This window comes from Streptomyces sp. Je 1-4 4N24 (assembly GCF_026239515.1).
GTDB classification, from domain to species: domain Bacteria; phylum Actinomycetota; class Actinomycetes; order Streptomycetales; family Streptomycetaceae; genus Streptomyces; species Streptomyces nigrescens.
Genome location: NZ_CP110836.1, coordinates 6,040,468 through 6,062,418 on the forward strand (window position 1 = coordinate 6,040,468; position 21,951 = coordinate 6,062,418).

15 protein-coding genes are annotated in these 21,951 nt (G+C 75.6%); 4 read left to right on the plus strand and 11 right to left on the minus strand.

Annotation, left to right across the window (positions count from 1 at the left end; genetic code table 11):
- Window positions 1-3 precede the first annotated feature (3 nt).
- Window positions 4-438 (plus strand): thioesterase family protein, encoded by a 435-nt coding sequence (locus SLV14N_RS26355; RefSeq protein ID WP_208684167.1) that lies wholly within the window; start codon window positions 4-6, stop codon window positions 436-438.
- The gene (locus SLV14N_RS26360; RefSeq protein WP_208684169.1) at window positions 435-1,166 is read left to right on the plus strand and encodes a hypothetical protein; all 732 of its coding nucleotides are present in this window, start codon (window positions 435-437) and stop codon (window positions 1,164-1,166) included. The genes SLV14N_RS26355 and SLV14N_RS26360 overlap by 4 nt, the downstream gene beginning before the upstream one ends.
- 97 nt (window positions 1,167-1,263) lie before the next feature.
- On the opposite strand, the gene SLV14N_RS26365 is transcribed toward SLV14N_RS26360, so the two are convergent.
- From SLV14N_RS26365 to SLV14N_RS26415, 11 genes are all read right to left on the minus strand, one after another.
- Complete coding sequence (locus SLV14N_RS26365; RefSeq protein WP_263271352.1) at window positions 1,264-2,385, minus strand: ABC transporter ATP-binding protein; 1,122 nt, start codon at window positions 2,383-2,385, stop codon at window positions 1,264-1,266.
- Entirely contained in the window at window positions 2,382-5,099 is a 2,718-nt protein-coding gene (locus SLV14N_RS26370; RefSeq protein ID WP_263271353.1) for an FtsX-like permease family protein, read from the minus strand. The genes SLV14N_RS26365 and SLV14N_RS26370 overlap by 4 nt, the downstream gene beginning before the upstream one ends.
- 45 nt (window positions 5,100-5,144) lie before the next feature.
- The gene (locus SLV14N_RS26375; protein WP_263271354.1) at window positions 5,145-8,549 is read right to left on the minus strand and encodes an ABC transporter permease; all 3,405 of its coding nucleotides are present in this window, start codon (window positions 8,547-8,549) and stop codon (window positions 5,145-5,147) included.
- A gap of 132 nt (window positions 8,550-8,681) precedes the next feature.
- On the minus strand, window positions 8,682-9,086 hold the full coding sequence (locus tag SLV14N_RS26380) for a globin (RefSeq protein WP_093643995.1): 405 nt from the start codon (window positions 9,084-9,086) through the stop codon (window positions 8,682-8,684).
- A gap of 116 nt (window positions 9,087-9,202) precedes the next feature.
- On the minus strand, window positions 9,203-10,810 hold the full coding sequence (locus tag SLV14N_RS26385) for an FHA domain-containing protein (RefSeq protein ID WP_263271355.1): 1,608 nt from the start codon (window positions 10,808-10,810) through the stop codon (window positions 9,203-9,205).
- A 60-nt stretch (window positions 10,811-10,870) separates the two neighbouring features.
- On the minus strand, window positions 10,871-12,220 hold the full coding sequence (locus SLV14N_RS26390) for a VWA domain-containing protein (protein WP_263271356.1): 1,350 nt from the start codon (window positions 12,218-12,220) through the stop codon (window positions 10,871-10,873).
- 155 nt (window positions 12,221-12,375) lie between these two features.
- The gene (locus SLV14N_RS26395; protein ID WP_263271357.1) at window positions 12,376-13,860 is read right to left on the minus strand and encodes a PP2C family serine/threonine-protein phosphatase; all 1,485 of its coding nucleotides are present in this window, start codon (window positions 13,858-13,860) and stop codon (window positions 12,376-12,378) included.
- Window position 13,861: 1 nt separating this feature from the next.
- Window positions 13,862-16,492, minus strand: coding sequence for a serine/threonine-protein kinase (locus SLV14N_RS26400; protein WP_263273273.1), 2,631 nt, complete (start codon window positions 16,490-16,492; stop codon window positions 13,862-13,864).
- Window positions 16,489-17,814: a hypothetical protein gene (locus SLV14N_RS26405; RefSeq protein WP_263271358.1), complete on the minus strand. Its 1,326-nt coding sequence runs from the start codon at window positions 17,812-17,814 to the stop codon at window positions 16,489-16,491. Before SLV14N_RS26405 ends, SLV14N_RS26400 begins: the two co-directional genes overlap by 4 nt.
- Before the next feature lie 148 nt (window positions 17,815-17,962).
- A complete protein-coding gene (locus SLV14N_RS26410) occupies window positions 17,963-18,976 on the minus strand; it encodes a glutamate ABC transporter substrate-binding protein (RefSeq protein ID WP_263273275.1) in 1,014 nt (337 codons plus the stop codon).
- Between the two features lie 26 nt (window positions 18,977-19,002).
- Entirely contained in the window at window positions 19,003-20,376 is a 1,374-nt protein-coding gene (locus SLV14N_RS26415; protein WP_263271359.1) for a hypothetical protein, read from the minus strand.
- Between the two features lie 261 nt (window positions 20,377-20,637).
- Here SLV14N_RS26415 and SLV14N_RS26420 point away from each other — a divergent pair, with 261 nt between their 5' ends.
- Together SLV14N_RS26420 and SLV14N_RS26425 are read left to right on the plus strand one after the other, a co-directional pair.
- Complete coding sequence (locus SLV14N_RS26420; RefSeq protein ID WP_018088303.1) at window positions 20,638-21,330, plus strand: FadR/GntR family transcriptional regulator; 693 nt, start codon at window positions 20,638-20,640, stop codon at window positions 21,328-21,330.
- Window positions 21,331-21,495: 165 nt separating this feature from the next.
- Window positions 21,496-21,846 (plus strand): hypothetical protein, encoded by a 351-nt coding sequence (locus SLV14N_RS26425; RefSeq protein WP_263271360.1) that lies wholly within the window; start codon window positions 21,496-21,498, stop codon window positions 21,844-21,846.
- Window positions 21,847-21,951 lie beyond the last annotated feature (105 nt).

Consider the following 21,951-nt stretch of genomic DNA (forward strand, 5'->3'; position numbering starts at 1 on the left):
GGCGTGCGACACCTCTACTCCTGCCCCCTGCGCTGGTCGGACATGGACGCGTTCGGCCATGTCAACAACGCGGTGTTCGTCCGCTACCTCGAAGAGGCGCGGATCGACTTCATGCACCGGCTGGCGCCGGGGGGCGGCAGCCCGTCGTTCACGGGCGGCTCGGTGGTCGCCCGGCACGAGATCGACTATGTGCGGCCGCTGGTCCACCGGCACGCCCCGGTGACCGTCGAGTTGTGGGTGACGAAGATCAGCGCCGCGTCGATGACGGTCGGCTACGAGGTCAAGGACGAGGACACCCTCTACCTGCGGGCCTCGACCGTCGTCGTCCCGTTCAACTTCACCGAGGAGCGTCCCCGCCGCCTCACCGCGGAGGAGAAGGCGATCCTCAAGGAGTATCTGGATGACGCCGCGCACCAGGAGGGATCCGCCGCGGTATGACGGCGCTGCACCTGGCCGATGCGGGGGAGGCGGCGGATCTCGCCGCCTTCCTCGCCCGCCTGATCCACTACGACCGCGCCGCCGCGGTACGGCTCCAGGCCGGCGGCGGGGTGCTCGCCGTCTTCGGCCGCCCGCCGTCCTTCGAGGTGCTGGCGATCCGTACCGCCCGGCTCGCCGACGACACCGGCCTGGACCGGACGGTCTCCGCCGGTGAACTCCTCGAAGGCGTGGACGGGTCGGCGGATGAGCTGACCGTGCCCGCCGCCGTCACCGGTCCGCCGTGGACCGGGATGCTGCCGCCGCGCGGCGGCTGGCAGCGGGTGCCGGGGCTGCCCGCGCCCGAGGCCCTGGTGCGGGCGGTGGCCGCCGCGGTCGCCGAATTCCGCGCCCGGGACGAGGCGTTGCCGCCGCAGCACCGCACCCGTACCGAACGGGACCGCATCGGCCGGGAGATCTGGTCGCGCACCCTCGGCGACACCCATCTCCCGCTGCGCGCCGCCCATGCCGCGCAGTCGCTGGGCTTTCTGCGGCCGGTGCGGACCGGCGCGCTCACGGGCGGCGGCGCCTCTTCCGGCGCCCGGCCTGCGCAGTCCGGGCCTCAGCCGCTCAGTCTGCTGTCCGCGGGCGGCTGGCTGCGGCTGAGCACCCCGTACGGGTCGATCGCCGTACGGACCGGCGGCCCGGCGGGGCTGACCGGGCTGTCGGGTCTCACGGTGACACCGGTCTGACCGGTCTGACCGGTACGGCCGCCGGGGAGGCAGCTGCCCGGTGAGGGCCGCTCGGCGCGCCGGTCACCCCGGCGACGCCCCCCGGCATCGAGGCCGGTCAGCGACCCTCGTCCGCGTCCCCGCTCCCGTCCGCGTCCCCGCGCTCGCCCCGGTCCGACCCTTCGCTGACGTCCCCGCCCCGGCCCCCGCCCCGCGCCGCCCCGTCCGCCGTGTGGTCCGGCCACACCCCGATGTGGTCGCTCTCCAGCTCCAGCAGGACGCGGTGTGCCATGCCCAGGCTGCTGGTGTAGTCGGCCGGCAGTTGGAGCCGGCCCGCCCGGTCGAGCATCGCGTACTCGCGTGCCACCAGGGACTCCTGGCCGGTTGCGGCGTCCCGTTCGGTGCGCCGCAGCACCTCCGAGGACGTACGGCCGTCGCGGATCGCGACCGTGCGCCGTACCTCGCTCGCCACCGCCTGGTCATGGGTGACGATCACGATCGTGGTGCCGAGCTCCTCGTTGGCGGTGCGGAAGGCCGTGAAGACCTGCTCGGCGGTGTGCGAGTCGAGCTCGCCGGTCGGCTCGTCGGCCAGCAGGACGGACGGGGTGTTGGCCAGCGCCACCGCGATGGCGGTGCGCTGCTGTTCGCCGCCGGAGAGCTGGTGCGGACGCCGGTCCCGGCAGTGGTCGAGCGAGAGCATGGAGAGCAGCTCCCCGGCCGCCTTCGTACGGGCCGCCCGCCGCCGGCCGCCCCGCAGCTGCATCGGCAGCATCACGTTCTGCAGGGCCGTCAGATAGGGCAGCAGATTGCGGGCGGTCTGCTGCCAGACGAAGCCGACCACCTCGCGGCGGTAGCCGAGGCGGGACCTGGCGTCCATCGTCAGCAGATCGCGGCCCGCGACCGTGGCGGCGCCCGCGGTCGGCACGTCCAGACCGGCCAGAATGTTCATCAGGGTTGATTTGCCGCTGCCGGACGCGCCCACCAGCGCCATCAACTCGCCCTCCGCGACCAGCAGATCGAGCCCTTGGAGGGCCTGCACCTCCACTCCGTCGGTGGCGAAGACCCGCACCAGCCGGTCGCAGGCGATCAGCGCGTCATGCCCGTAGGCGGGCTGCCCGCGCCGGGAGGCCGCGCGCCGCTCCAGCTCGGCCAGGCTGGTGGCGGCGGGCCGGGGCGCGGAGGCCGGGGCCGCCCCGGGGACGGGTGTGTCCGGTGGTGTGCCGTCGGGCCGTGTGGTCATCGGGTGTCCCCCGCTCTCAACTCGGTGCTCTCGCGCCGCCGTCCGCTCAGCCAGGCCTGGGCCAGGGCCACCGCCAGGGCCAGGGCGACCACGCCCGCCGACGGCAGCAGCAGGGACGCGGGATCGGTGTGCAGTCGTACGGCGCCCGCCGCGCCGCCGCCCGAGGCGCCGGGGAGGGCGAGCGCGGTGAGGTCCATACCGGGGCCCAGCAGCCGGATCGTGGCGGCGCCGGCCAGGGCGCCGCCGAGGGCCGCGAGGAGTGCCTGCGGCAGTGCCTCCAGGACCAGCAGCCGCCGCCCCTGGGCCCGGGGCAGCCCCATCGTGCGCAGCCTGGCCAGGAGTTGGGTGCGCTCCGGGGCGGACTGGAGGAGGGACAGGAACAGGGCGAGCAGGGCGAAGCCGGCGCCGGCCGCGACCGCGGCGGTGTAGAGGCGTACCGCGCCCTGCTGGAGGGGCGAGTCGGCGAACTCGGCGCGTACGGCGGAGCGCAGCGCCAGCCGGACGGGCAGCGACGCCGGGGTGTGGGCGCGCACGGCGGAGCGCAGCGCCCCGGTGTCCAGGGAGCGGCCGGACAGCAGGAGGGTGGAGGGCCCGGTGGCGGGGTCGCGGTAGGTGTCCGGGTAACGGCGGGCGACGCTCCCGGCGTCGATGACGACGAAGTCGCCGCCGGGCTGGGCGGGGGTGTCGGCGCGTACGGTCTCAGGGCGGATGACGAGCTGGCCGAACTCCGGCTGCAGGGCCATCGGTGCGTGCCCGAAGCGGGTGAGGAAACGGGGGGACACCAGCGCGGGCAGCGGCCGGTCGCCGCCGGGGTCGGCCAGGTCCCGCGCGGCGAACGCGCCCAGGCCGGTGGCCCGCGAGAGCCGGGAGTACGCCTCGGCGTCGGCGATGACCAGGTAGAGGGGCGGCCCGTTGTCGTCGGCGGCCTGGACGTCGATGCGCAGCGGTACCGCATCCACGACGCCCGGCACCTTGCCGACCGCCCGCCGCAACTCCTCGGGGAGCGGTTTGCCGGCCGAGATCCGGGCCTCGGCGCCGACCGCGGTCAGCGCCGCACGGTCCCGTGCCGAGGCGACCCCGGCCAGCACCGAGCCGCCGAAGGACGCCGTGGTCAGCGCCACCACCAGGGCCAGCAGCGGCAGTCCGGCGGTGCCCGGGGTGCGGCCCGCGCGGGCCAGCGACAGAAAGCCGGTCAGCCCGGCGGTGCGGGCGGCGGGGCGGGCCGCCAGCCGCAGCGGGAGCGGGTAGAGGCGCATCAGGACCAGCGCGGCGATCACCCCGACCAGCACGGGGGCGGCGCTGACCAGGGCGTCCACCCCGCCCGTCGCCGTGCTGCGGCCCCGCAGCGCGAGCACCGCGCCCATCGCCAGTACCAGCACGGTCAGTTCGGCGACCGTACGGCGCCGGGAGGGACGGGCGCCCGCCGCGTCGGCGCGCTCCACGGGACGCGGACGACGGTGCGCGACGACCGCCCGCAACGGCAGCGCGAGCGTCCCCAGCAGCCCGGCCCCGGCCGCCGCCAGCAGTGAGGGCGACGCCCCCTCCCCGGGCACCAGCAGCAGCGCCAGACCGCCCCCGGCCGCGGCCGCGGGCAGTGCCACCGCCCCGGTCTCCGTTGCCAGCCGCCCGGCCAGCCCGGCCAGCGACGCACCACGGGCCCGCAGCAGGGCCAGTTCGTCCTGCCGGCGCGCCGCGGTCAGCCCGGCGGTCATCAGCAGCACCACCCCCGCGACGGTGCCGATGCCGTACGCGGCCACCGCGATGACCGGCGCGACCGCCGTCCGCGTCCGCGCGAAGGAGTCCAGCAGCCCGTCCACCGCGCTGTCGGCCAGCGCACCGCTGCCCGCCACCGCGCGCAACCGGGCGAGCGCCGCGCCGTGTTCGAGGGAGACCAGCCGGTCCCGCAGCAGCGGAGCGTCCCGGGCGGTCAGCGCGCGGGTGTCGAGCGGGTAGCGCCAGAACTTCTCCGGCTCGCCGCCGGTGGACAGCAGCGCCGGGGCGTCCTGCGGCGACAGCAGCAGCCCGGCACGCCAGAACCGGTGCGGCGGAAGGCCCGGCGTCACGTCCTGGCGGGCGGCAGTCATCAGCGGGTCCACGGCCCAGTACGCGCTGTCCGGGGCGCGTGGGGTGAGCAGCCCGGAGATCCGTACGGTCAGGCCCTCCAGATGGAGTTCGCTGCCGACATGCAGGGCGAGGGCGCGTGCGGTGGCGACGGTGACCGCCGCCTCCAGGGTGCGCTTCCCGGGGGCCGCGCCGTGCGGCAGCCGGCCCTCGGCGAGCGTGGCACGGTCGCCGAGCCCGGCGGCCGCGTAGAGCGAGAGGCCGGGAGCGACGCCTTCGGGCCGGGGCAGCCAGGCGTCCTGTGCGGACAACGGCTTGGTGGTGCGTACGCCGTGCTGGGACTCGCCCCCGGCGATCCGCAGCGGGGCGCGGAACCTGCCCCGGATCGCCCGGTCCTGGCGGGCCAGCTCCCCCGCGGCATAGGCGGCCGCGGGGTCGCCGCCGGTCACGTCCGTACGCGAGACGGTGACCTCCACCGTCCGCTGGCCGGCCGGCACCGAGCCGAGCGCATGGCGCACCCCCCGCGTCTCGTACGCCGCCACCCCTCGCGGGAACGCCGCCGCGAGGAACGCGGTGACCAGCACCAGCGCGCCCAGGGCCAGCGCCGCCGCGCGCGCCGGACGCGGCCGGCTCCTCCCGTTCCGTGCCGTCACCGGCGCTCACCCCACCGGACCGGCCCCACGGCATGCCTTGTCATCTCACTGCACTCCTTGGCTGCGCAGGGCCCGCACCGGATCGCCGCGGCGCAGCCCGATGGCCGCGACGACCAGCAGCGGCACCGCCGCGACCGCCGCGAGCAGCGCGGCCACCGGCCCCGGCGGCAGCTCCACCAGCACCGGCGGCACCGGGCGGCCCGCCTGCTCGGTCAGCACGATCAGCGGGACGACCGCCCGGGTCAGCGCCGTCCCCAGCGCCGCACCGACGCCCAGCGCCAGCGCGATCAGGACGCCCTGCTCGGCGACGATCATCCGGGCCAGCTGCGGGCGCGGCGCCCCCAGGGCCCGCAACACGGCGAATTCCCGGGCCCGTTCGCGGACCGACCCGGCGGCACTGACGGCGAAGCCGACCGCCGCCAGGGCCACCGCGACCGCGGCCGCCGCGGTCAGCGCGCTCTGCGGGCCGAGCCCCAGCGGATCGTCGTGCAGCTGCCCGGCGATCTCGTCACGGACCAGCACCTGGCCCGGGTCGGTGTCGGGGCGGGCCCGCAGCGCCTCGATGACCTCGGCCGACGCACCCGGCGCAGGGCGCAGCCACCACTCGGTGGCGGTCAGCGGCAGCGCGCCGCGATCGGACAGCGCCTCGTTGACGGCACCGAGGTCGACCAGCAGTCCGCCGGTGTTCGGCGCGTCCGCCGGCCCCGGCAGCGCCCGCACCGCCCGGACGATCCGGGCCTTCAGCGGACTGCCGTTGACCGGCACCTCGACGAGGGAGCCGGTGCGCGATCCGCTGTCGCGCAGATACGCCTCGGTGGCGACGGCGGCGAGCGGCGGACGCACGGGGTGCGCGGCGGTGATCCGCACCGTGGTCACCGCGGCCCCCCAGTCGTCCAGCCTGGCGCCGGTGTCGTACGTCTGGGACAGCAGCCCGCCGTCGGGGACCTGGGACCGGCCCGCCCTGGGCCCGGACGGCCCGCCCACGGAGCTGCTCTCATCGGTGATCCGCGCCTTCCAGGCGAGGGCGGCGGGAGCGGTGAGGGACCGGGACGGGCCGTGGCCGGTGGCGGCCTCCACGGCAGTGACGGTGAGCCGCTGACGGTGCGAGACCGGCGACTGGTCCGTGTCGACGAGCAGACCGGTCAGCCGCAGCGGACCGGCCGGGCGGCCCGCCGGGGCGCCGGCCGCGGCGCCGAGGTCCGCGCTGAGGGTGTGCGGTGCGCCGTCGGCCGCGAGCGGGCCGAGCGGCACGGTGTACGGGATGCCGTGGCGGTCGGTGACGAGGGCGGAGAGGGTCGCAGGCACCGGCCCGGTGTCGCGCCCGGCGGCCTGCCGGCCGGGGGACTGCTGCCCTGGGGCGGGCGGCAGTGCCCGCAGCGAGCGCAGTGCGGCGGTCAGCCGTAACCGGTCGCTGTCCGGCGGCAGTTGCACCCCCACCGGGGGCCCGTGGTCCGGTGCCACCGCGCGCAGCACACCGTCCGCCGCCCGGCCCCTCGGGCCGTCCGCGCCGCCGCCCACCAGGTCGCCGCGCAGCAGCAGGGCCCCCGCCGACCGCCGGGCGTCCAGCGCGAGCAGCGAGGAGGACCGGCCGTCCGACAGCTCCAGACCGGCCTGCCCGACGGGCAGCGCCGCGGCCACCCCCGGCACCGCCGCATACGCGCCGCCCTGGCCCAACGGCGGTGTCCGGCCCGCGAGTACACGTACCGCCGCGCCCGCGCGGAAGTCGGCCTGGTCGTCCTGCGAACGGTCCCAGGACGCGCCCTGGCCGATCGCCAGCATGCCCAGGGCCGTGGCCAGCACCAGCAGCAGCACGGGGCCGGCGCCGCGCAGGGGACGGCGGCTGATCTGCCAGCCGGCCAGCGCCGCCGCCAGCCCCCGGCCGCCGGCCGCGCCCCGCTCGGTGATCCGGGCGGCGAGCGGAAGCAGCCGCAGCGTCAGCACCGTACCGGCGAGCAGCGCCAGCGCCGGGGCGGCCACCAGCACCGGATCGATGCCCAGTTGGCCGGCGGAGTCCCCGGTCAGTACCCCGCTGCCGGTCCCGTCGCCGCCCGCCGTCTGCCGCTGGAGCTGCCAGTAGGCGACCCCGGCGATCACCAGCAGCCCGAGGTCCGCCCCGGTCCTTCCCCAGGTCTTCAGCCCCGTGCGAGGAGAGGAGACCCCCGTGGCACCGGGCCGCGCCCGCCGCCTCCGCGGGCCGTCCGCCCCGGTCCGCAGCAGCGCGGGCGCGGCCACCGCGAGGGCGCAGCCCAGCGCCACGCCGAGGCCGGTCAGCCAGACCGGCACGGTCAGCCCGGTGTCCAGCGGCAGTCCGATACGGGCCAGGGCGCCCTGGCCGGCCAGCAGTTGCCTCAGCGGTCCGGTCAGCAGCGGCGCGCCGACCGCGGCCGGGGCCGCCAGCAGCAGCGACTCGGCCAGGGCCAGCCCCGCGATCCGCCACCGGGACCCGCCGCGGGCCCGCAGCAGCGCCGTCTCGCCGGTCCGCTCGGCACTCAGCATCCGGGCGACCAGCAGCAGCGCATAGCCCGCCAGCAGGATCAGCTGCAGCGCGACGATCAGTACCGTCGAACGGTTCACCAGCAGCGCCCGCTGCAACTGCCCCAGCGCGGCGGGCAGATCGCTGGTGACGGTGGCCCGGCCCGCGAACGCCGGATCGGCCATCAGCGCTTTGGGCGCCGGACCGGCCGCGGCGGCCAGTGCGGCCAGCCGGTCCGCGGTCAGGGAGCGGAAGTCGGCGGTGGCGAGCCAGCCCACCGAGTCCTGGGCCGGCGACCCGCCGCGGAACGCCGCCGGATCGGTGAGCAGCGGCCCGTACGTGGTGAAGCCGGCGGTACGCACCCCGCGCCCGCCGAGGTCGTCGAGCTTCCAGTACGGGTCGGCGCGGTCCTTGGGCCGGTAGACGCCGGTGACCTCGACCGCCAGACGGGCGGGGCCGGACAGCCGGTTGTCGAGGGTGAACCGGCGGCCGGGCCCGACCCCCAGCCGGGCCGCCGCGGCCTCCGGCAGCGCGACCGACAGCCGGCCGTGCGCGGCCGGGCCGGGCCAGTGGCCGGCGGTGAGGGTCAGACGGGAGCGGTCCAGGGCCGCGAGGTGGGTGAGGTCCGGCTCACCCTTGCGGGTGTCCGGCGCCCGCAGCGTGCGGGGGAGCGCATACGGCCCGGAGCGGACCAGTGTGTGCACCGTGAACGGCAGCCCGTCGAAGGCCCGCCGGGCGCCCCGGGCGACCGCCCGGTCCGCCGCATCCCGTGCCCCGGGCGGAAGTTGCGCCTTCACCTGTAACGCGGCGGCCGCCGCGGCGCGGGTCCGCAGCGCCTGCCGCAGCCCCGCGTCCCCGATCGCGCCGGAGAAGGCCGCGAGCGTCGTCAGCACGGTCGTGGTGAGCAGCACCGAGAGCAGGGCAGCGGCCAGCAGCAGACGGTGCGCACGCACCCGCAGAAAGACAAAGCCGGACACGGATCCCCCTTACCGCGCTCAGCACCACACAGATGAACGAATGGTGTCAGACGAGCGGCGCGGGCGGAGGGGGCTGTGGATAACCCTGGCCGGATCATGACGGCGAAGGCGCGGGGCGGTGTGAGGCGTTCCTCAGTCCGCGGCGTTGACCATCGAGGCGGCGGCGTAGGTGAGGTAGTTCCACAGCTGTGTCTCGTGCTTCTCGGACAGGCCGAGGGAGTCCACCGCGTCCCGCATGTGCCGCAGCCAGGCGTCGTGGGCGGCCCGGTCGACGGTGAACGGGGCGTGCCGCATCCGCAGCCGGGGGTGACCGCGGCCGTCGCTGTACGTGCGGGGGCCGCCCCAGTACTGCATGAGGAAGAGCGCAAGCCGCTCCTCGGCCGGACCCAGGTCCTCCTCCGGGTACATCGGCCGCAGCAGCGGGTCCTCGGCGACTCCCTGGTAGAAGCGGTGCACCAGGCGCCGGAAGGTCTCCTCGCCTCCGACCTGTTCGTAGAAGGTCTGCTCCTCGAGCGTGCCGCGTGGAATCTTGTTCACCCGTCCATGGTGGCAGACGTCCCGGCGGAGGACTTCGGTCGTAGGCCGCGGCCGGAAATGACCCCGGGGCGTGATCGGTTGATCACGCCCCGGGGTCGCGTACGACCGGTGGCTGCTCAGCCGCGGCGGACGGTCAGCGTCGTCCAGGCACCGACATGCACCCGGTCGCCCTCATGGAGCGGCACCGGCACATATGGCTGGATCGGGTCCTCGGCGAGGTTGATCGTCGTGCCGTTGGTGGAGTTCTGGTCCACCACCGCCCAGCTGCCGTCCTGCTGCTGCACCAGCAGCGCGTGCTGGTGCGAGACGCCCGGGTCCTCCGGCGCACTGCCCAGGTCGATGTCCGGGGACTCGCCGGTGCTGTTGCGGCGGCGGCCGACCGCGATCTGGCCGTTCAGCGGGAGCACCTGCTCGGGGGAGTACGAGGGCAGGTTGAGGCCCGCCGCCTCCGGGCCGCTGCGCCCCATCATCGCCATGAAGTACTCACGGTCCGGCGCGACCGCCACCACCCAGCCGGCACCGACGACCGGCGGCGGACCCTGCGGCGGTGCCGCGGGACCCTGGCCGGGGCCGCCGTTCCACTGCTGGTCCGGGCCGGGCTGCTGCTGCGGCGGCATCTGCTGCTGCTCGTACGGGCCGGGCTGCTGCTCGTACGGGGGCTGCTGTTGCTGCTGCTCGAAGGGCGGCTGCTGCTCGTACGGTCCCGGCTGCTGCGGCGGGAACGGCGCGGGCGGCTGCTGCTGCTCGTACGGGGCCTGCGGACCGGGGCCGGGCGGCGCGGGCGCCATCGGCGGGGGAGCGGCCTGGGCGCTCGGCGGGTTCAGCGTCCAGTCGTCGCCGCCCTGCTGCGGCGGCGGGCCGCCCTGCGGACCGGGTCCGGGCATGCCGGGGGGCGGGCCGGGCGGGAAGCCGCCGGGTCCGGGCTGGTCGGGGAACCCGCCGGGGCCGGGGCCGCCGGGCTGCATGCCCTGCTGCTGCGGGGGCTGGGGCTGCTGGGGCTGCGGCGGCGGGAAGCCGTAACCGCCCTGGCCGCCCTGCGGCGGACCGCCCTGCTGGGGACCGCCCTGCGGGCCGGGTGCGGGCGGCGGGAAGCCGTAGCCGCCCTGGCCGCCCTGCGTGCCGGGACCGGGGGCGCCGGGCGGCGGGGCGTAGGACGTCGGGGAGTTGGTGAGGAAGTTGTAGCGGCAGCCCTCACAGAACGGCGCCATCGCCTCACGCGGCGTACCGCACTGCGGGCAGGTCTCGGGCTGGCCGGACGGGCCGGGGCCGCCCTGCGGGGGCTGGGGCTGCGGGGGCGGGAAGCCGTATCCGCCCTGGCCGCCCTGGGAGTCAGGGCCGGGTGCGGGCGGCGGGAAGCCGTAACCGCCCTGGCCGCCCTGGGTGCCGGGGCCGGGCGCGCCGGGGCCGGGCTGCGGGGGCGGGGGCGGGAAGCCATAGCCGCCCTGGCCGCCCTGGGAGTCGGGGCCACCGGGGCCACCGAAGCCGGGGCCGGGACCACCGGGGGGCGGTCCGGGCTGTCCGGGCGGCGGACCGGGCTGGCCCTGCGGCGGTCCGGGCTGTCCGGGCGGCGGTCCGGGCTGGCCGGTGGGCTGACCGGGCGGCGGTGCGTTCAGGAATCCTGCAGGCAGGGAGGGCGGCGGGGGGACAGCGCCCGCCATCCGCTGGCCGCACACCTCGCACCAGTCTTCGGCCACCGACTGGTGGCCGCTCGGGCAGGTAGGCATGTCGGTTCTTCCCCCTCCGTACCGATTTCTTTCGGTCGTGCTGCTCGGTACTGATCGTGGCTATTTCTTCACGCGAACGGTTTTCGTCGAGCGCGTTTCGAGAGTCATCTCGTCCGCCTCGGCGACCTTCGCCTTCAGTCGCACAGTACCGGTCGCCGTATCGACGACGTCCACCACCTTCGCAAGGAGTTTCGCAGTCTCCTCGTTCCCCGAGGCTCCGGCCAGTTGTACCGCGCGGCCCAGTTTCTCCGTGGCACCGTCGATATCGCCCGACTTGCGGGCATCGAGCCCCTGTTGGATGGCTTGCGCCAGTTCTGCCTGGCCCGTGTAGTGCGCCACCTGTGGGTTGATCGCGGTGGAAGCGGCCACATCGTCCGTCCACAAGGCCCGTACGAGGCCCTGCGGCAGGGGCCGGGGCGGGCTCTGCGCGGGATCGCCGTCCGGGGCGGAAAAGATCAACGAGACCCGGCCGGCCAGCATTTCCTGCCCGATTTCCGCGGCCGGGACGCGCAGGCACAGGTGGTAGTCGCGGGACTCGTCGCCCCAGGACCCGGTCGGATAGTCCGCCGACCGCGGACCGGACTCCCGGCGCCGGCCGGTCAAGTCCTCTACGGTGGGCGCCACTTGCTTGACGAAGACGGTCTCGGCGCCCAGCGGCGTCCACAGCCGCAGGCCGACATCGGCGACCTCCTTGCCCATCGCCGCCTCCATCATCCGCGTGAAGTCGGCGGTCAGACCGGCCGGATCGGCGACGATGTCGGCGGTGCCCAGCAGCGCCGAGGCGATGGCGGTGACCTCCTTGACCTCCCAGTCCGTGCCGACACCGCGGGCATCGCAGGTGAACGACCCGGAGCAGGCGTCCAGGGCGTCCCGCAGCTCTCGCGGCGACTCGTGCTCGTTGCGGCCGTCGGTGAGCAGGATGGCGTGCCGGATGCCGGCCCCGGCGGACGACAGCAGCCGGCCGGTCAGCCGCAGCCAGCTGCCGATGGCGGTGCCGCCGCCCGCGGTCAGTGTGCGCAGCGCCTCCTTCGCCTGGGCGCGGGTGGCCGCCCCGGCCGCCGCCAGCCGGCCGCCTCCGGGGTAGACCTCGACGGCCCGGTGGGTTCCGGCCACCACCGCGAAGCCGACACCGTCGCGCAGGGTGTCGAGGGCGGCGGCCGTCGCCTCCCGGGCGCCGCGCAGCTTCACCGGCGGATGGTCCATCGACCCGGAGCAGTCCACCATGATCACCACGCCGGCGTCCGGCCCGCCGGTACCCGCCCCCGGCACCGGACGGCCCCCGGTCGTTCCGCCGCCGGTCGCGGTGACCGTGACGATGGCGTGGACCTCCCGCCCGCCCTCGGGGAGATAGGGGTTCTGGTACACCTCGGTGGAGAAACGCGGCACCCGGGACTTGGCGAAGTTGGCCATCCGTTCCGCTCCTTGAGACGCCGTAACCGGTCGGTCGGTACACGTGGTGCGTCGTACATGGCGCATGGCGCATGGCGCATGGCGCATGAGGGGGCGTACGGGCGGGGGCGCGCCGTGCCGCGCACCCCCGCCCACGCTCTTCGGCGGTGAGCCCGTCAGGCCGGTGCCGGCTGCCCCGCCGGCGCGGGGAACGGCACCAGCGCCACGGTGACGTTGTCGTGCCCGCCGCCGTCGAGGGCGTGGGTGACCAGGGTGCGGGCGCCGTTCAGCGGCCGGGCGGGGGCGTCGTACGGCAGCACCGCGGCCATCTGCTCCGCGCTCTCGGCGTAGTTCCACAGCCCGTCGGTGCACACCACCACGACCCCGGGCCCGTCCGGCTTGAACGTCGCGGTGTGCGGCTCGACCTCGTACGCGTCCGCGCCGAGCCAGCCCGTGATGGCGTGGGCCCGCTCGTCGGCGTTCGCCTCGGCCTCGGACATCAGGTTGTTGGCGACCATCTGGGCGGCCCAGGAGTCGTCCTCGGTGAGCCGGGCGGGCGGCGCCGTACGGTCGTTGGGGATCCAGTAGGCGCGGCTGTCGCCGACCCAGCCGACGGTCAGCAGGCCGCCGCCGACCACCGCACCGACGAAGGTGCAGGCCGGGGCGTTCTGCTGGCGGTGCTCGTCATGGACCAGGGACGGGTCGGAGGCGAGTGCGTCGACGGCCGAGGAGGCCGCCAGGATGGCCTCGTGCATGGCCTGCGCGGGGTGGGTACCGCGCGGCAGGGACGTCTGCAGCGCCTCCCCGGCGGCCTCGGACGCCGCCGAGGACGCCTCGTCCGGGCGGGTCGCCGAGGAGACACCGTCGCAGACCACGGCGACCACGGCGGGGGTGCCGTCCGGCAGCGTGGCGGCACGCAGCGCGAAGAAGTCCTCGTTGCGGTGGTGCCGGTGGCCGCGGTCGCTGACCGCCGCGATGCCCCCCACCTCGCACTCCATGTGGTCGCGGGGGCGGGGCCGGGCGTGACCGCAGTGCGCGCAGTAGCCCTCGGCGTCCACGGCCCCGGACCGGCAGGCGGTGCAGACGGCGGTGCCCCGGGCGGGCGTGCCGTCGGTGACGGCGGTGCCGGACGGGCCTTCCGCCGCGGCGGGCGCCACGGTCTCGGCGGCGGGCTCCGGGACGGGCTCCGGGGCGGGCGCCACGGGTTCCGCGCCCGGCGCCACGGGCTCCGCGGCGGGCACACCGGAGGACACACCGGTCCCGGCGGCGGCCCCGGCGGCGGCCGCGTCGGCGACCGCCTCGTATCCGGCGACGCGCGGGTCGGCGGGCGGCGGGGTGTCGGCCACCGCATGGCCGGGCACCGGCGGGGCGTGGCCCGGCATCGGCGGCGCACCGGCGTCCCCGTACGGGAGCCGGGCCTGCGGGTCCGGGGGCGGCGGCCCGGCCGGCCCGGCCGGTGCGGGCGCCGGCGGCGGACCGGGAGGCATCGGTGGCGCGGGCGGCGGGGGCGGCACGGCGGAAGCGCCGGGCGCGGCCGGGGCGCCGAACGCCGGCGGTGCGGCGGGCGGCAGGAGATCGGCGCCGCACCGCCCGCAGAAATTGTCCTTCGCGTCGAGCGGTTCGTCACAGCCCGGACACCGGGACGGCCCAGTCACACCCATGTCACACCCACGTCCTGGGGCGGAAGCGGTTGGCCCGTTCCACCAGTTCGATCCTTTTCTCACCACGCTGTGCCAGCCGCGCCAGCAGACGGTACGACTGCTCCAGCCCGAAGCGCAGACCGCGCTCGTCCAGCGGGCTTCCGAGCAGCGCCGGCCGCTCGGAAGCGGTCGCTGCGCCGTCCGGACCGGCACCGTGGCTACCGGAGAGTACCCAGTCCAGGGCGCTGCCCAGTACCTCGGTGGCGAGTTGTTCCCGGCGCTCGGTGTCCAGACCGAAGTCCGCGAGCGCCTCGACCTGTTCGGCGGCCGCCCGCAGATCTGCCAGCAGCGGATCGCGGGGCGGCCGCTCCCGCAGCCGGGCGCGGACCGCCGCGCTCCGCGCCGCGATGTAGTGGATGGACGACTCCGGTACGGACTCCAGCACCTCGACCGCGCCGCCGCGGTCGCCCGTCGCCAGCCGCACCCGGGCCAGCCCGAACGCGGCGCCGACATAACTGCGGTCGGTCGCCCACACCAGGCGGTAGTACTCCATCGCGTTGTCCCACTGGCCCAGCAGCTCCGCGCAGATGCCCAGCGCCAGCTTCGGCGCCGGTTCACCGGGAAAGGCGTCGTAGACCGCGTCGAAGGCCAGCGCGGCGCTCTCGCGGTCGTCGGCCGTCAGCGACACCAGGCCGCGATGCCACACCACCCGCCAGTCCGCGCCCCACGTGGCGGGTTCGCCGCCGCCCCGCCCCGCGGCGGGCCACGGCCCGGCGGGCTCCGCCGCGATCGCCTCCAGCACCTCCCGTGCCGCCGCGACGTCCCCCGCCTCCAGACGGGCGCGCAGCTCCCGCAGCCGGAGCTCCAGGGAGTCGGCGGGCGCGGCGCGCAGCGCACCCAGCAGCTCGGCGGGCCCGGCGGCCGGCAGCCCGGCCAGCAGCCCGGCGTTGGGGTCACCCGGGTCCACCCGCGGCACCGGCAGCGCGAGGGCGGCGCCCGCGACGTCCAGGGGGCGCAGCAGCGGACCGCCGGACGCCCGTTCCGCCGTGCGGGCCGGGGCCGGCCCCCGGGCGCCCAGCAGCGAACTGTCGCCGTCCGCCGGAGGCATCAACTCCGTGTCGGTCACCCGGAGTTCGGGCCCGAAGAGGGTCGACAGCGCGGGCCGCGGCTCGCCCGACTGGAGCGCCACCACCTCCCGCAGCACCCCCGTCAGCTGCTCGGCCATCTCCTCCGCGGAGGCGAACCGGCGCGCCCGGTCCGGGTCCGTGGCCCGCACCAGCAGCCGGTAGAACGACTCGTAGGTGCGGAACACCTCGATGTTGTCCGGATCGGGCAGCGAGTCCGCGAAGATGTTCGTATAGCCCTGGAAGTCGAAGGTGAGGACGGCGAGGGTGCGCGCGACGGTGTAGAGGTCGGAGGAGACCGACGGGCCCACAGCGGCGATCTCGGGCGCCTGGTAGCCGATCGTGCCGTAGATCGGGCTCACGTGGTCGTCCATCCGGCGCACCGCGCCCATGTCGATCAGCTTGAGCTGGTCGTGCTGCTGGATGGCGTTGTCGACCTTGAAGTCGCAGTAGAGGTAGCCGCGGCTGTGCAGATGGCCGAGCGCCTCCAGTGCCTCGATGCCGTACGCGCAGGCCTGCTCGACGGGCAGCGGATCGCGCCGGCCCTGCGGGGTGCGCCGGTCGTTGGCGAGGTCCTTGAGCGATTTGCCGCCGACGTACTCCATGACGATGTAGCCGTCGAGACTGCCCGTCGTCCGGTCGAGATGCTCCACGAAGTTGTAGATCCGCACGATGTTGGCGTGTTCGATCTCGGCGAGGAAGCGCCGCTCGGACACCGCCACCGCCAGCGCCTCCTCGTCGCCGGTGTCCAGCAGCCCCTTGAGCACCACCCACCGGTCGGAGACCGCACGGTCGGTCGCCAGATAGATCCAGCCGAGCCCGCCGTGCGCCAGACACCCCACGACCTCGTACTGGTCGTGCACCATGTCACCGGGCCGCAGCTTGGGAACGAAGCTGTACGGATGGCCGCACTTGGTGCAGAACCCTTCCGTACGGCCCGGCTGTTCACCACGCGCCCGGCCCACCGGCGCCCCGCAGTCCGCACGGCTGCAGAACCGCTTGCGCTCGGGGACCTCCGGATCCTCCAGCACCGCCGTCCGCGGATCGGGCCGCGGCACCTCCGGCACCGCCACCAGGCCCGCGCCCAGCCGCCCGCGCGACGGCCCGGAGGACGCACCGCTGCCCGAGCCGTGCACCGACACCGCCGACACCCCGCGCGTCCGGGCCCCGCCCGACCCCGCGCGCGAGAGCCGTCCGGACACCGACCGCCGCGACGGCGACGAGCGGCCCGACGGCGAGGAGCGGCCCGACGGCCCACTGCCGCCGGAACCGGGCCCGGACGGCCCACTGCCGCCCGAACCGGGGGCGGGGGAGGGTACCGTCAGCAACGCTCCGGCCGCCTCCCGCGCGGCCGTCACACCCGCCGAAGCCCGGCCCGTCAGGCCCGTGGGCGGCGACGACAGCAGACCGCCCGGTGAGACCACCGGCGCCAGACCGCACAGATCGCAGTACCGCTCACCGCCGCCGACATCCTCGTAACTGCCCGCACAGTCCCGCCGCTGGCAGCGCTCGTCGGCCTGCTCCGTCACCACTCCCCCCGCCCCTCCGGCTGCGGCGGAACCAACGCCTCCGCCGCCGCCTGCTGATAACGCCACACCGCCTGCTCGGCCGCCCGCAGATCGCACGGCGCGCTCCACAGCATCCGCCGCGCCAGGTCGTACCGCTCCGTCAGCAGCGGATCCTCCGCCATGCCGTGGCGCGCGACCTTCGCCCGGTACGCGTCCAGCCTGCCCCGCAGCTCGGCGCGCACCGCGAGCGGCGCGGTCACCGCCGTCAACGATTCGCGGGCCCGGTGGAGTTCGTCCTCCGCCCGCTCCTCCAGACTGTCCAGCAGCGGCGAGAGCCGGTGCCACTGCGCCCGCCTGCGGTAATCGGCCGCCGCCGCCAACTGCTCGTGCAGCGCCGTCGACGGGCCGCTGACCGCCGGCACCTCCGACGCGGCGATCTTCGCCAGCACCTCGCCACGGGCCTGCCGCGCCTCGGTCAGCGTGCGGTCCGCCCGCGACAGCACGTCCCGCAGCTGCATCAGCCGCCGCTCCGCGTCCTGCCGCACATCCAGCACCGCCGCCACCTCCCGCCGGATCTCCTCCAGCGCCCGCGCCGCACGGTCATAGCGCCCGGTGTCCGGCCGGCCCCCGCCCGGCGCCGAACTCCCCGTCGACGACGACACCCAGAACGCCAGCGGATCCGCGATCACCCGCTCCCGCAGCCGCAGCAGCTCCTTGGTGATCCGCTCCAGATCGTCACCCGCCGGATGCTCCCCGGGCCGCACCCCCACCGAATGCGCCAGCGAACGCGTCCGCTGCAACTCGGCCGACAGCAGATCTATCCGGGCCGGCAGCGCCGACCAGACCGCATCGGCCGCCACGATCACATCCAGCGACCGCGCGTACAGCCCGTTCATCCGCTCGACGAGCCCCTCCAGACTGAACCGCTCGCCCCTTTGGGCCGGGCCGCCCTCCGGACCACCGTCCGCCGCGGCCGCGCCCGGTACCGTCACCCCCTCGCCGTGCAGCAGCTCCGTCAGCTCCGCCAGATCCTCCGCGGACGGCCAGCGGCGCCGCTCCCGCAGCTCACGCGCCGCCTCCAGCGCGGCCGTGTACGCATCGAACAGCGACCACAGCACCGTGATCGACCGCTCCGCGGCGGCCCAGCGTTCCTTGGTGGTGCCGGACAGCTCGGCGCCCTCCAGCAGCCGGCGCCCCGCGTGATCCTGCAACGCGAGCAGGGATGTCTCGATCGCCTCGTACTCGGCACCGAGCCGCGCAAGGGCGCGATCCACCTCCTCCCGGTCCAGCACCGGGGCATCGGGCCTCCCCGGAGAACCGGGGAAGGGTCCAGGGACCCCCATCGATCACCTCTCCAATACGCGTACGATGCACGGCGGTTGCGGCGACCCCGTGGCCGCTGCGGTCTGCTCCTCCCGCTTCCTCCTCCATAGTGACCTCATCCGGCCCTTCCATGGGGCGATCAGCCGTGCACACCGCTCCTTGGGGCGATCAGTCGCTGTACTCCGGCGACGGCGGCCCCGATATGCCCGGCAGGTCGTCCTCCAGCCACGTGCGGTACGCCCGCATCCAGCGGCTTTCCGCGCCCCCGTCGCCCCGGTAGTCGTCCAGGACCTTGTTGACCCGCCGCACCAGATCCGTGTCGTCCTTGTTCATCGCCACGCCGTACGGCTCGTCCGTGAACGGCTTGCCCTTCAGCTCCACCGCCGGATCCTGCGCCGCCTGCGCCGCGGCCAGCGCATTGTCCGTGACCACCGCATCCGCCTCACCCAGCTGCAGCCGCACCAGACAGTCGAGTTGATTGGGCACCGTCAGCACCTTCGCGCCGTGCCGCCGCGCCGACAGCTCGCTCTCGCCCGTCGAACCCGCCGCCGTGCACACCCGCTTGCCGCGCAGCGAATCGTCGAACGCCGTGACCTTCGACGCCTTCGGGGCCAGCACCTGCTGCCCCGCCTGGAAATACGCCGTGGAGAACGCCACCTGGTCCTTCCGCGCACAGTTGATCGTCATCGTCCGCACCACCATGTCGACCGTGCGCCGCTGCAGCGCCGGAATCCGCTGACTGGTCGGCACCGCCTTGAAGACCACCTTGGGGTGCGGCCCCAGGATGTCCTCGGCGACCGCCCGCGCCAGCTCGATGTCGAAGCCCTCCAGCTCGCCGGTCGCCGGATTGCGGTACCCCCACCGGTAGGTGTTCTGGTCGACCCCGACGACCAACTGCCCCTTCTCCTTGATCCGTGACACCGCCGCACCGTCGTCCGGCGACGGCCGCAGACTCTCCGCGGCGTTGCGCGCCGTGCACTTCGTGACGGCCGGCCGGGCCCCCGGCCCGTACGCCCGGTGCGTCACCGCCGGCGCGGCCGCACCACCACGACCGGGCCCGTCCTCCCCGGCGCCACCGCCCAGCGACGGCACCAGCACCGCCGCGGCCGCCGCCATCACACACATCCCCGCCGCGACCGGCGCCAGGACGGCACGCAGATCCAACAGCCCTCGCGCGCGCATCCTCATGTCCCCCTCACCCGGCTCCCTCACCGGTACTCCGCCAGCCTGCGCCCGATCCCCAGCACCGCGCCCACCGCCGCCAGCCCCGCCAGCACCCCGGCCCCCACCGGCAGTCCGCCCAGCGCCGCACGCCCCCCGTCCGCCGCCGACCGGAACTCCGCCTGCTCATGCACCAGCGCCCGCTGCAGCCCGGAGGCCACCCGGTCGAAGGACTCCCCGGTGGACCCCTTCGCGCCGATCACCCCGTCCAGCGCCCGGTCGTAATCACCCCTGTCGTCCGCCGCCCGCGCCTGCGCATGCCGCGCCTGCCACCGCCGGACCTGCGCCAGCGCATCCCGCACCGGACGCCGCCCCGCCTCGTCGTCCGCCAGCGCCAGCGCCGCCCCCAGCCTGCTCGCCGCCGGCGCCGCACCGCGCTCACCCGCCCCCGCCAGATCCGTCATCCCCGAGCGGAAACCGGCCTCGTAGAAATCCTGCCGCCCGTCGGTCAGCACCGCACCCCGCGCCACCAGCGTCAGATTCTCGTTCCCCCGCGCCCGCAGCGCATCGATCCGCGCCTCGTTGAGCACCCGCAGCGACCGCGCCCCGTGCTCATACGACCCGGTCAGCCCCCCACGCGCCACCGCATGCCCCGCCACCAGCCACATCAGCACCACCACGGACGCCGCCGTCGCGGCCAACAGGCCCCGGTTGAACACCCGGTTGGTCCGCCGGAAGTGCCGCCGCTGCGCCCACCCCAGCGCACCGAGCGCCACCACCCCGGATGCCAGCGCCCACCACGGCCACGCCTTGGCCGTGGAGTAGTCCGCGGCCAGCCGGTCCGTCTCCGCGTCGTACAACGCCCGTGCGGCCGGGAGAAGTTCCGTCCGCATCTGCTCATGCGCATAGCGCAGATACGCACCGCCCAGCGGCAGCCCCTGCCGGTTGTTGGCCCGCGCCGTCTCCACCAGCCCCGTATAGCGCGGCAGCCCGCCGTTGAGCTTCGCGATCTGCGCGCCCGCCCCGTCCGAACCCGCGCTGTTCGCCGACGCCTTGACCAGCAAGGAGGACGCCGTCGCGATATCGGCGGCATACCGGTCACGCGTCGCCCTGCCCTCCTCGCCACCGGCCAGGAAGCCCGCCGCGGCGGTCGTATCGGCATCCGCCAGCGAACGGTAGATGCTCGCCGCGTCCGCCGTCAGCGGCTGGCTGTGCTCCACCACATCGTCCGCGGCCGCCGCCCGGTCCGACACCTGCCAGGCCGTGACCGCACCGAACAGCACGACCAGCAGGGCCAGTACGGCACCGATCACCCGCAGCCGGCCCGGCTCGGTCGTCGCCGCGGCACGCAGCTCGTCCAGCCCCTCGGCCCAGGCCGTCCGGCGCTCCGCGGCAGGCGGCGACACGCTGCTGGTCGACACGGAACCTCCCCCTGGGGCGCTGACGGCGGGACCGGGCCCCCGCGCACAGCGCCCGGGAGCGCTCACGAAAGGGACCGGTGCATGGGCAGCAGTATGTCCGCAGCCGCTGACACCCACACCGCGAATGCCCCGATCTTGTTCGGATCGCGATCCACGGACGGGCCCGCCGCACCGCCGTGCCCCGCATTACAGTGGGCAATGAGTCATCAGACATCAGGTGATACCGGGCCGCGGATGTCGCGCCGAAGGGGGAGTGATCTCGTGCAGTCGGTCCGCAAGGGCAGGGTGTCGCTCGTGGAGACCGCGACCGACGAGATCCGCGGCCAGATCGTGAACGGCACCTGGCCGGTGGGCAGCCGCATCCCGCCCGAGAGCGCACTCTCCGAAACCCTCGGGGTCAGCCGCGCCTCCGTCCGCGAAGCCGTCCGCTCCCTGGTGCACTCCGGCCTCCTGGAGCCCCGGCAGGGCGACGGCACGTTCGTGATCTCCGACGACGACAGCGCGGTCGCCCTCCGCCGCCGCCTCGAACGCGCCGAACTCAGCCATGTCACCCAGGTCCGCCAGGGCCTCGACGTGGTCGCCGCCCGCCAGGCCGCCACCCACCGCACGGACGCCCAACTCGCGGGCATCGAAGCCGCACTGGCCCGCCGCAAGGCCGCCCTCGCCGCGCACGACAGCGAGGCGTTCACCGCCGCCGACGCCGAGTTCCACGTCCTGGTCGCCGAGGCGAGCGACAACCCCGTCCTCGCCGACATCTACCGCTCCCTCAGCGCCGCCCTGCGCGAGGAACTCCGCCGCGCCGCCTGCCTGGACACCGCCACCGCGGCCCCCGCCGACCCGCACTCCCGCCTCACCGACGCCATCCGCGCCCAGGACCCCCAGGCCGCCGTGGACGCGGCCGTCCTCCTCCTGGCCGGCCACGTACGGGACCTCGCCCTCCCGCTCGACGACTGACCCGGGCCCGCCGACCGCGCGCGCCCACCTCCCCACGCCCCCCACTTCACTCCCACGCGCCGCTGCCCCGCCCACCCACCTCCGACTACGCTGAGTAACGAAGCCGGATCCCGCCTCAACCGCTGAGTACGGGTCCACCGCGCCTGACGAATCGGAGGCAACGCCATGCGCCGGATCAGGAAACTCCTCGGCCCCCTCGCAGCCGCCACGGCCGGCGGTGGCCCCACCTCGGACAACACCCCTTCGGCCAGAGGCTTTCTGACCATCGGCGGCACAACCTACATCGACCCCCAGGGCAGCTACCCCCTCGACCACCGCCTGGACGGCTCCGCCACACTCATCGTCAACGACACCGACCACTACATCACCGTCGTTACGGAGCGCAACTACTGCGCCCCACCCAGACCCGCGGCCCGCCCCACCGCCGTACCAGGCGAGGCCCCCGCCCGGGACCTCGTCCTGGCCCCGGGCGAGCGCGCGGAGACATGGCGGGGGGACAGCGTGCGGGTGGGGTGAGGCGGGGCGGGCGCCGAACGGGGGGCTGGGGGGGTGGGGGGAGGGGGAGGCCCCCCAGGGGAGGCGGGAGGCACACAACCCAGGGCGGAGGCTCAGCCCCCCAGT

Bases quoted from the DNA above. Each gene is read 5' to 3' on its own strand.
- SLV14N_RS26390 (WP_263271356.1), bottom strand. From the start codon at position 12,220: ATGGCCAACTTCGCCAAGTCCCGGGTGCCGCGTTTCTCCACCGAGGTG.
- SLV14N_RS26405 (WP_263271358.1), bottom strand. From the start codon at position 17,814: ATGGGGGTCCCTGGACCCTTCCCCGGTTCTCCGGGGAGGCCCGATGCC.
- SLV14N_RS26395 (WP_263271357.1), bottom strand. From the start codon at position 13,860: ATGGGTGTGACTGGGCCGTCCCGGTGTCCGGGCTGTGACGAACCGCTC.
- SLV14N_RS26360 (WP_208684169.1), top strand. From the start codon at position 435: ATGACGGCGCTGCACCTGGCCGATGCGGGGGAGGCGGCGGATCTCGCC.
- SLV14N_RS26410 (WP_263273275.1), bottom strand. From the start codon at position 18,976: ATGCGCGCGCGAGGGCTGTTGGATCTGCGTGCCGTCCTGGCGCCGGTC.
- SLV14N_RS26385 (WP_263271355.1), bottom strand. From the start codon at position 10,810: ATGCCTACCTGCCCGAGCGGCCACCAGTCGGTGGCCGAAGACTGGTGC.
- SLV14N_RS26365 (WP_263271352.1), bottom strand. From the start codon at position 2,385: ATGACCACACGGCCCGACGGCACACCACCGGACACACCCGTCCCCGGG.
- SLV14N_RS26425 (WP_263271360.1), top strand. From the start codon at position 21,496: ATGCGCCGGATCAGGAAACTCCTCGGCCCCCTCGCAGCCGCCACGGCC.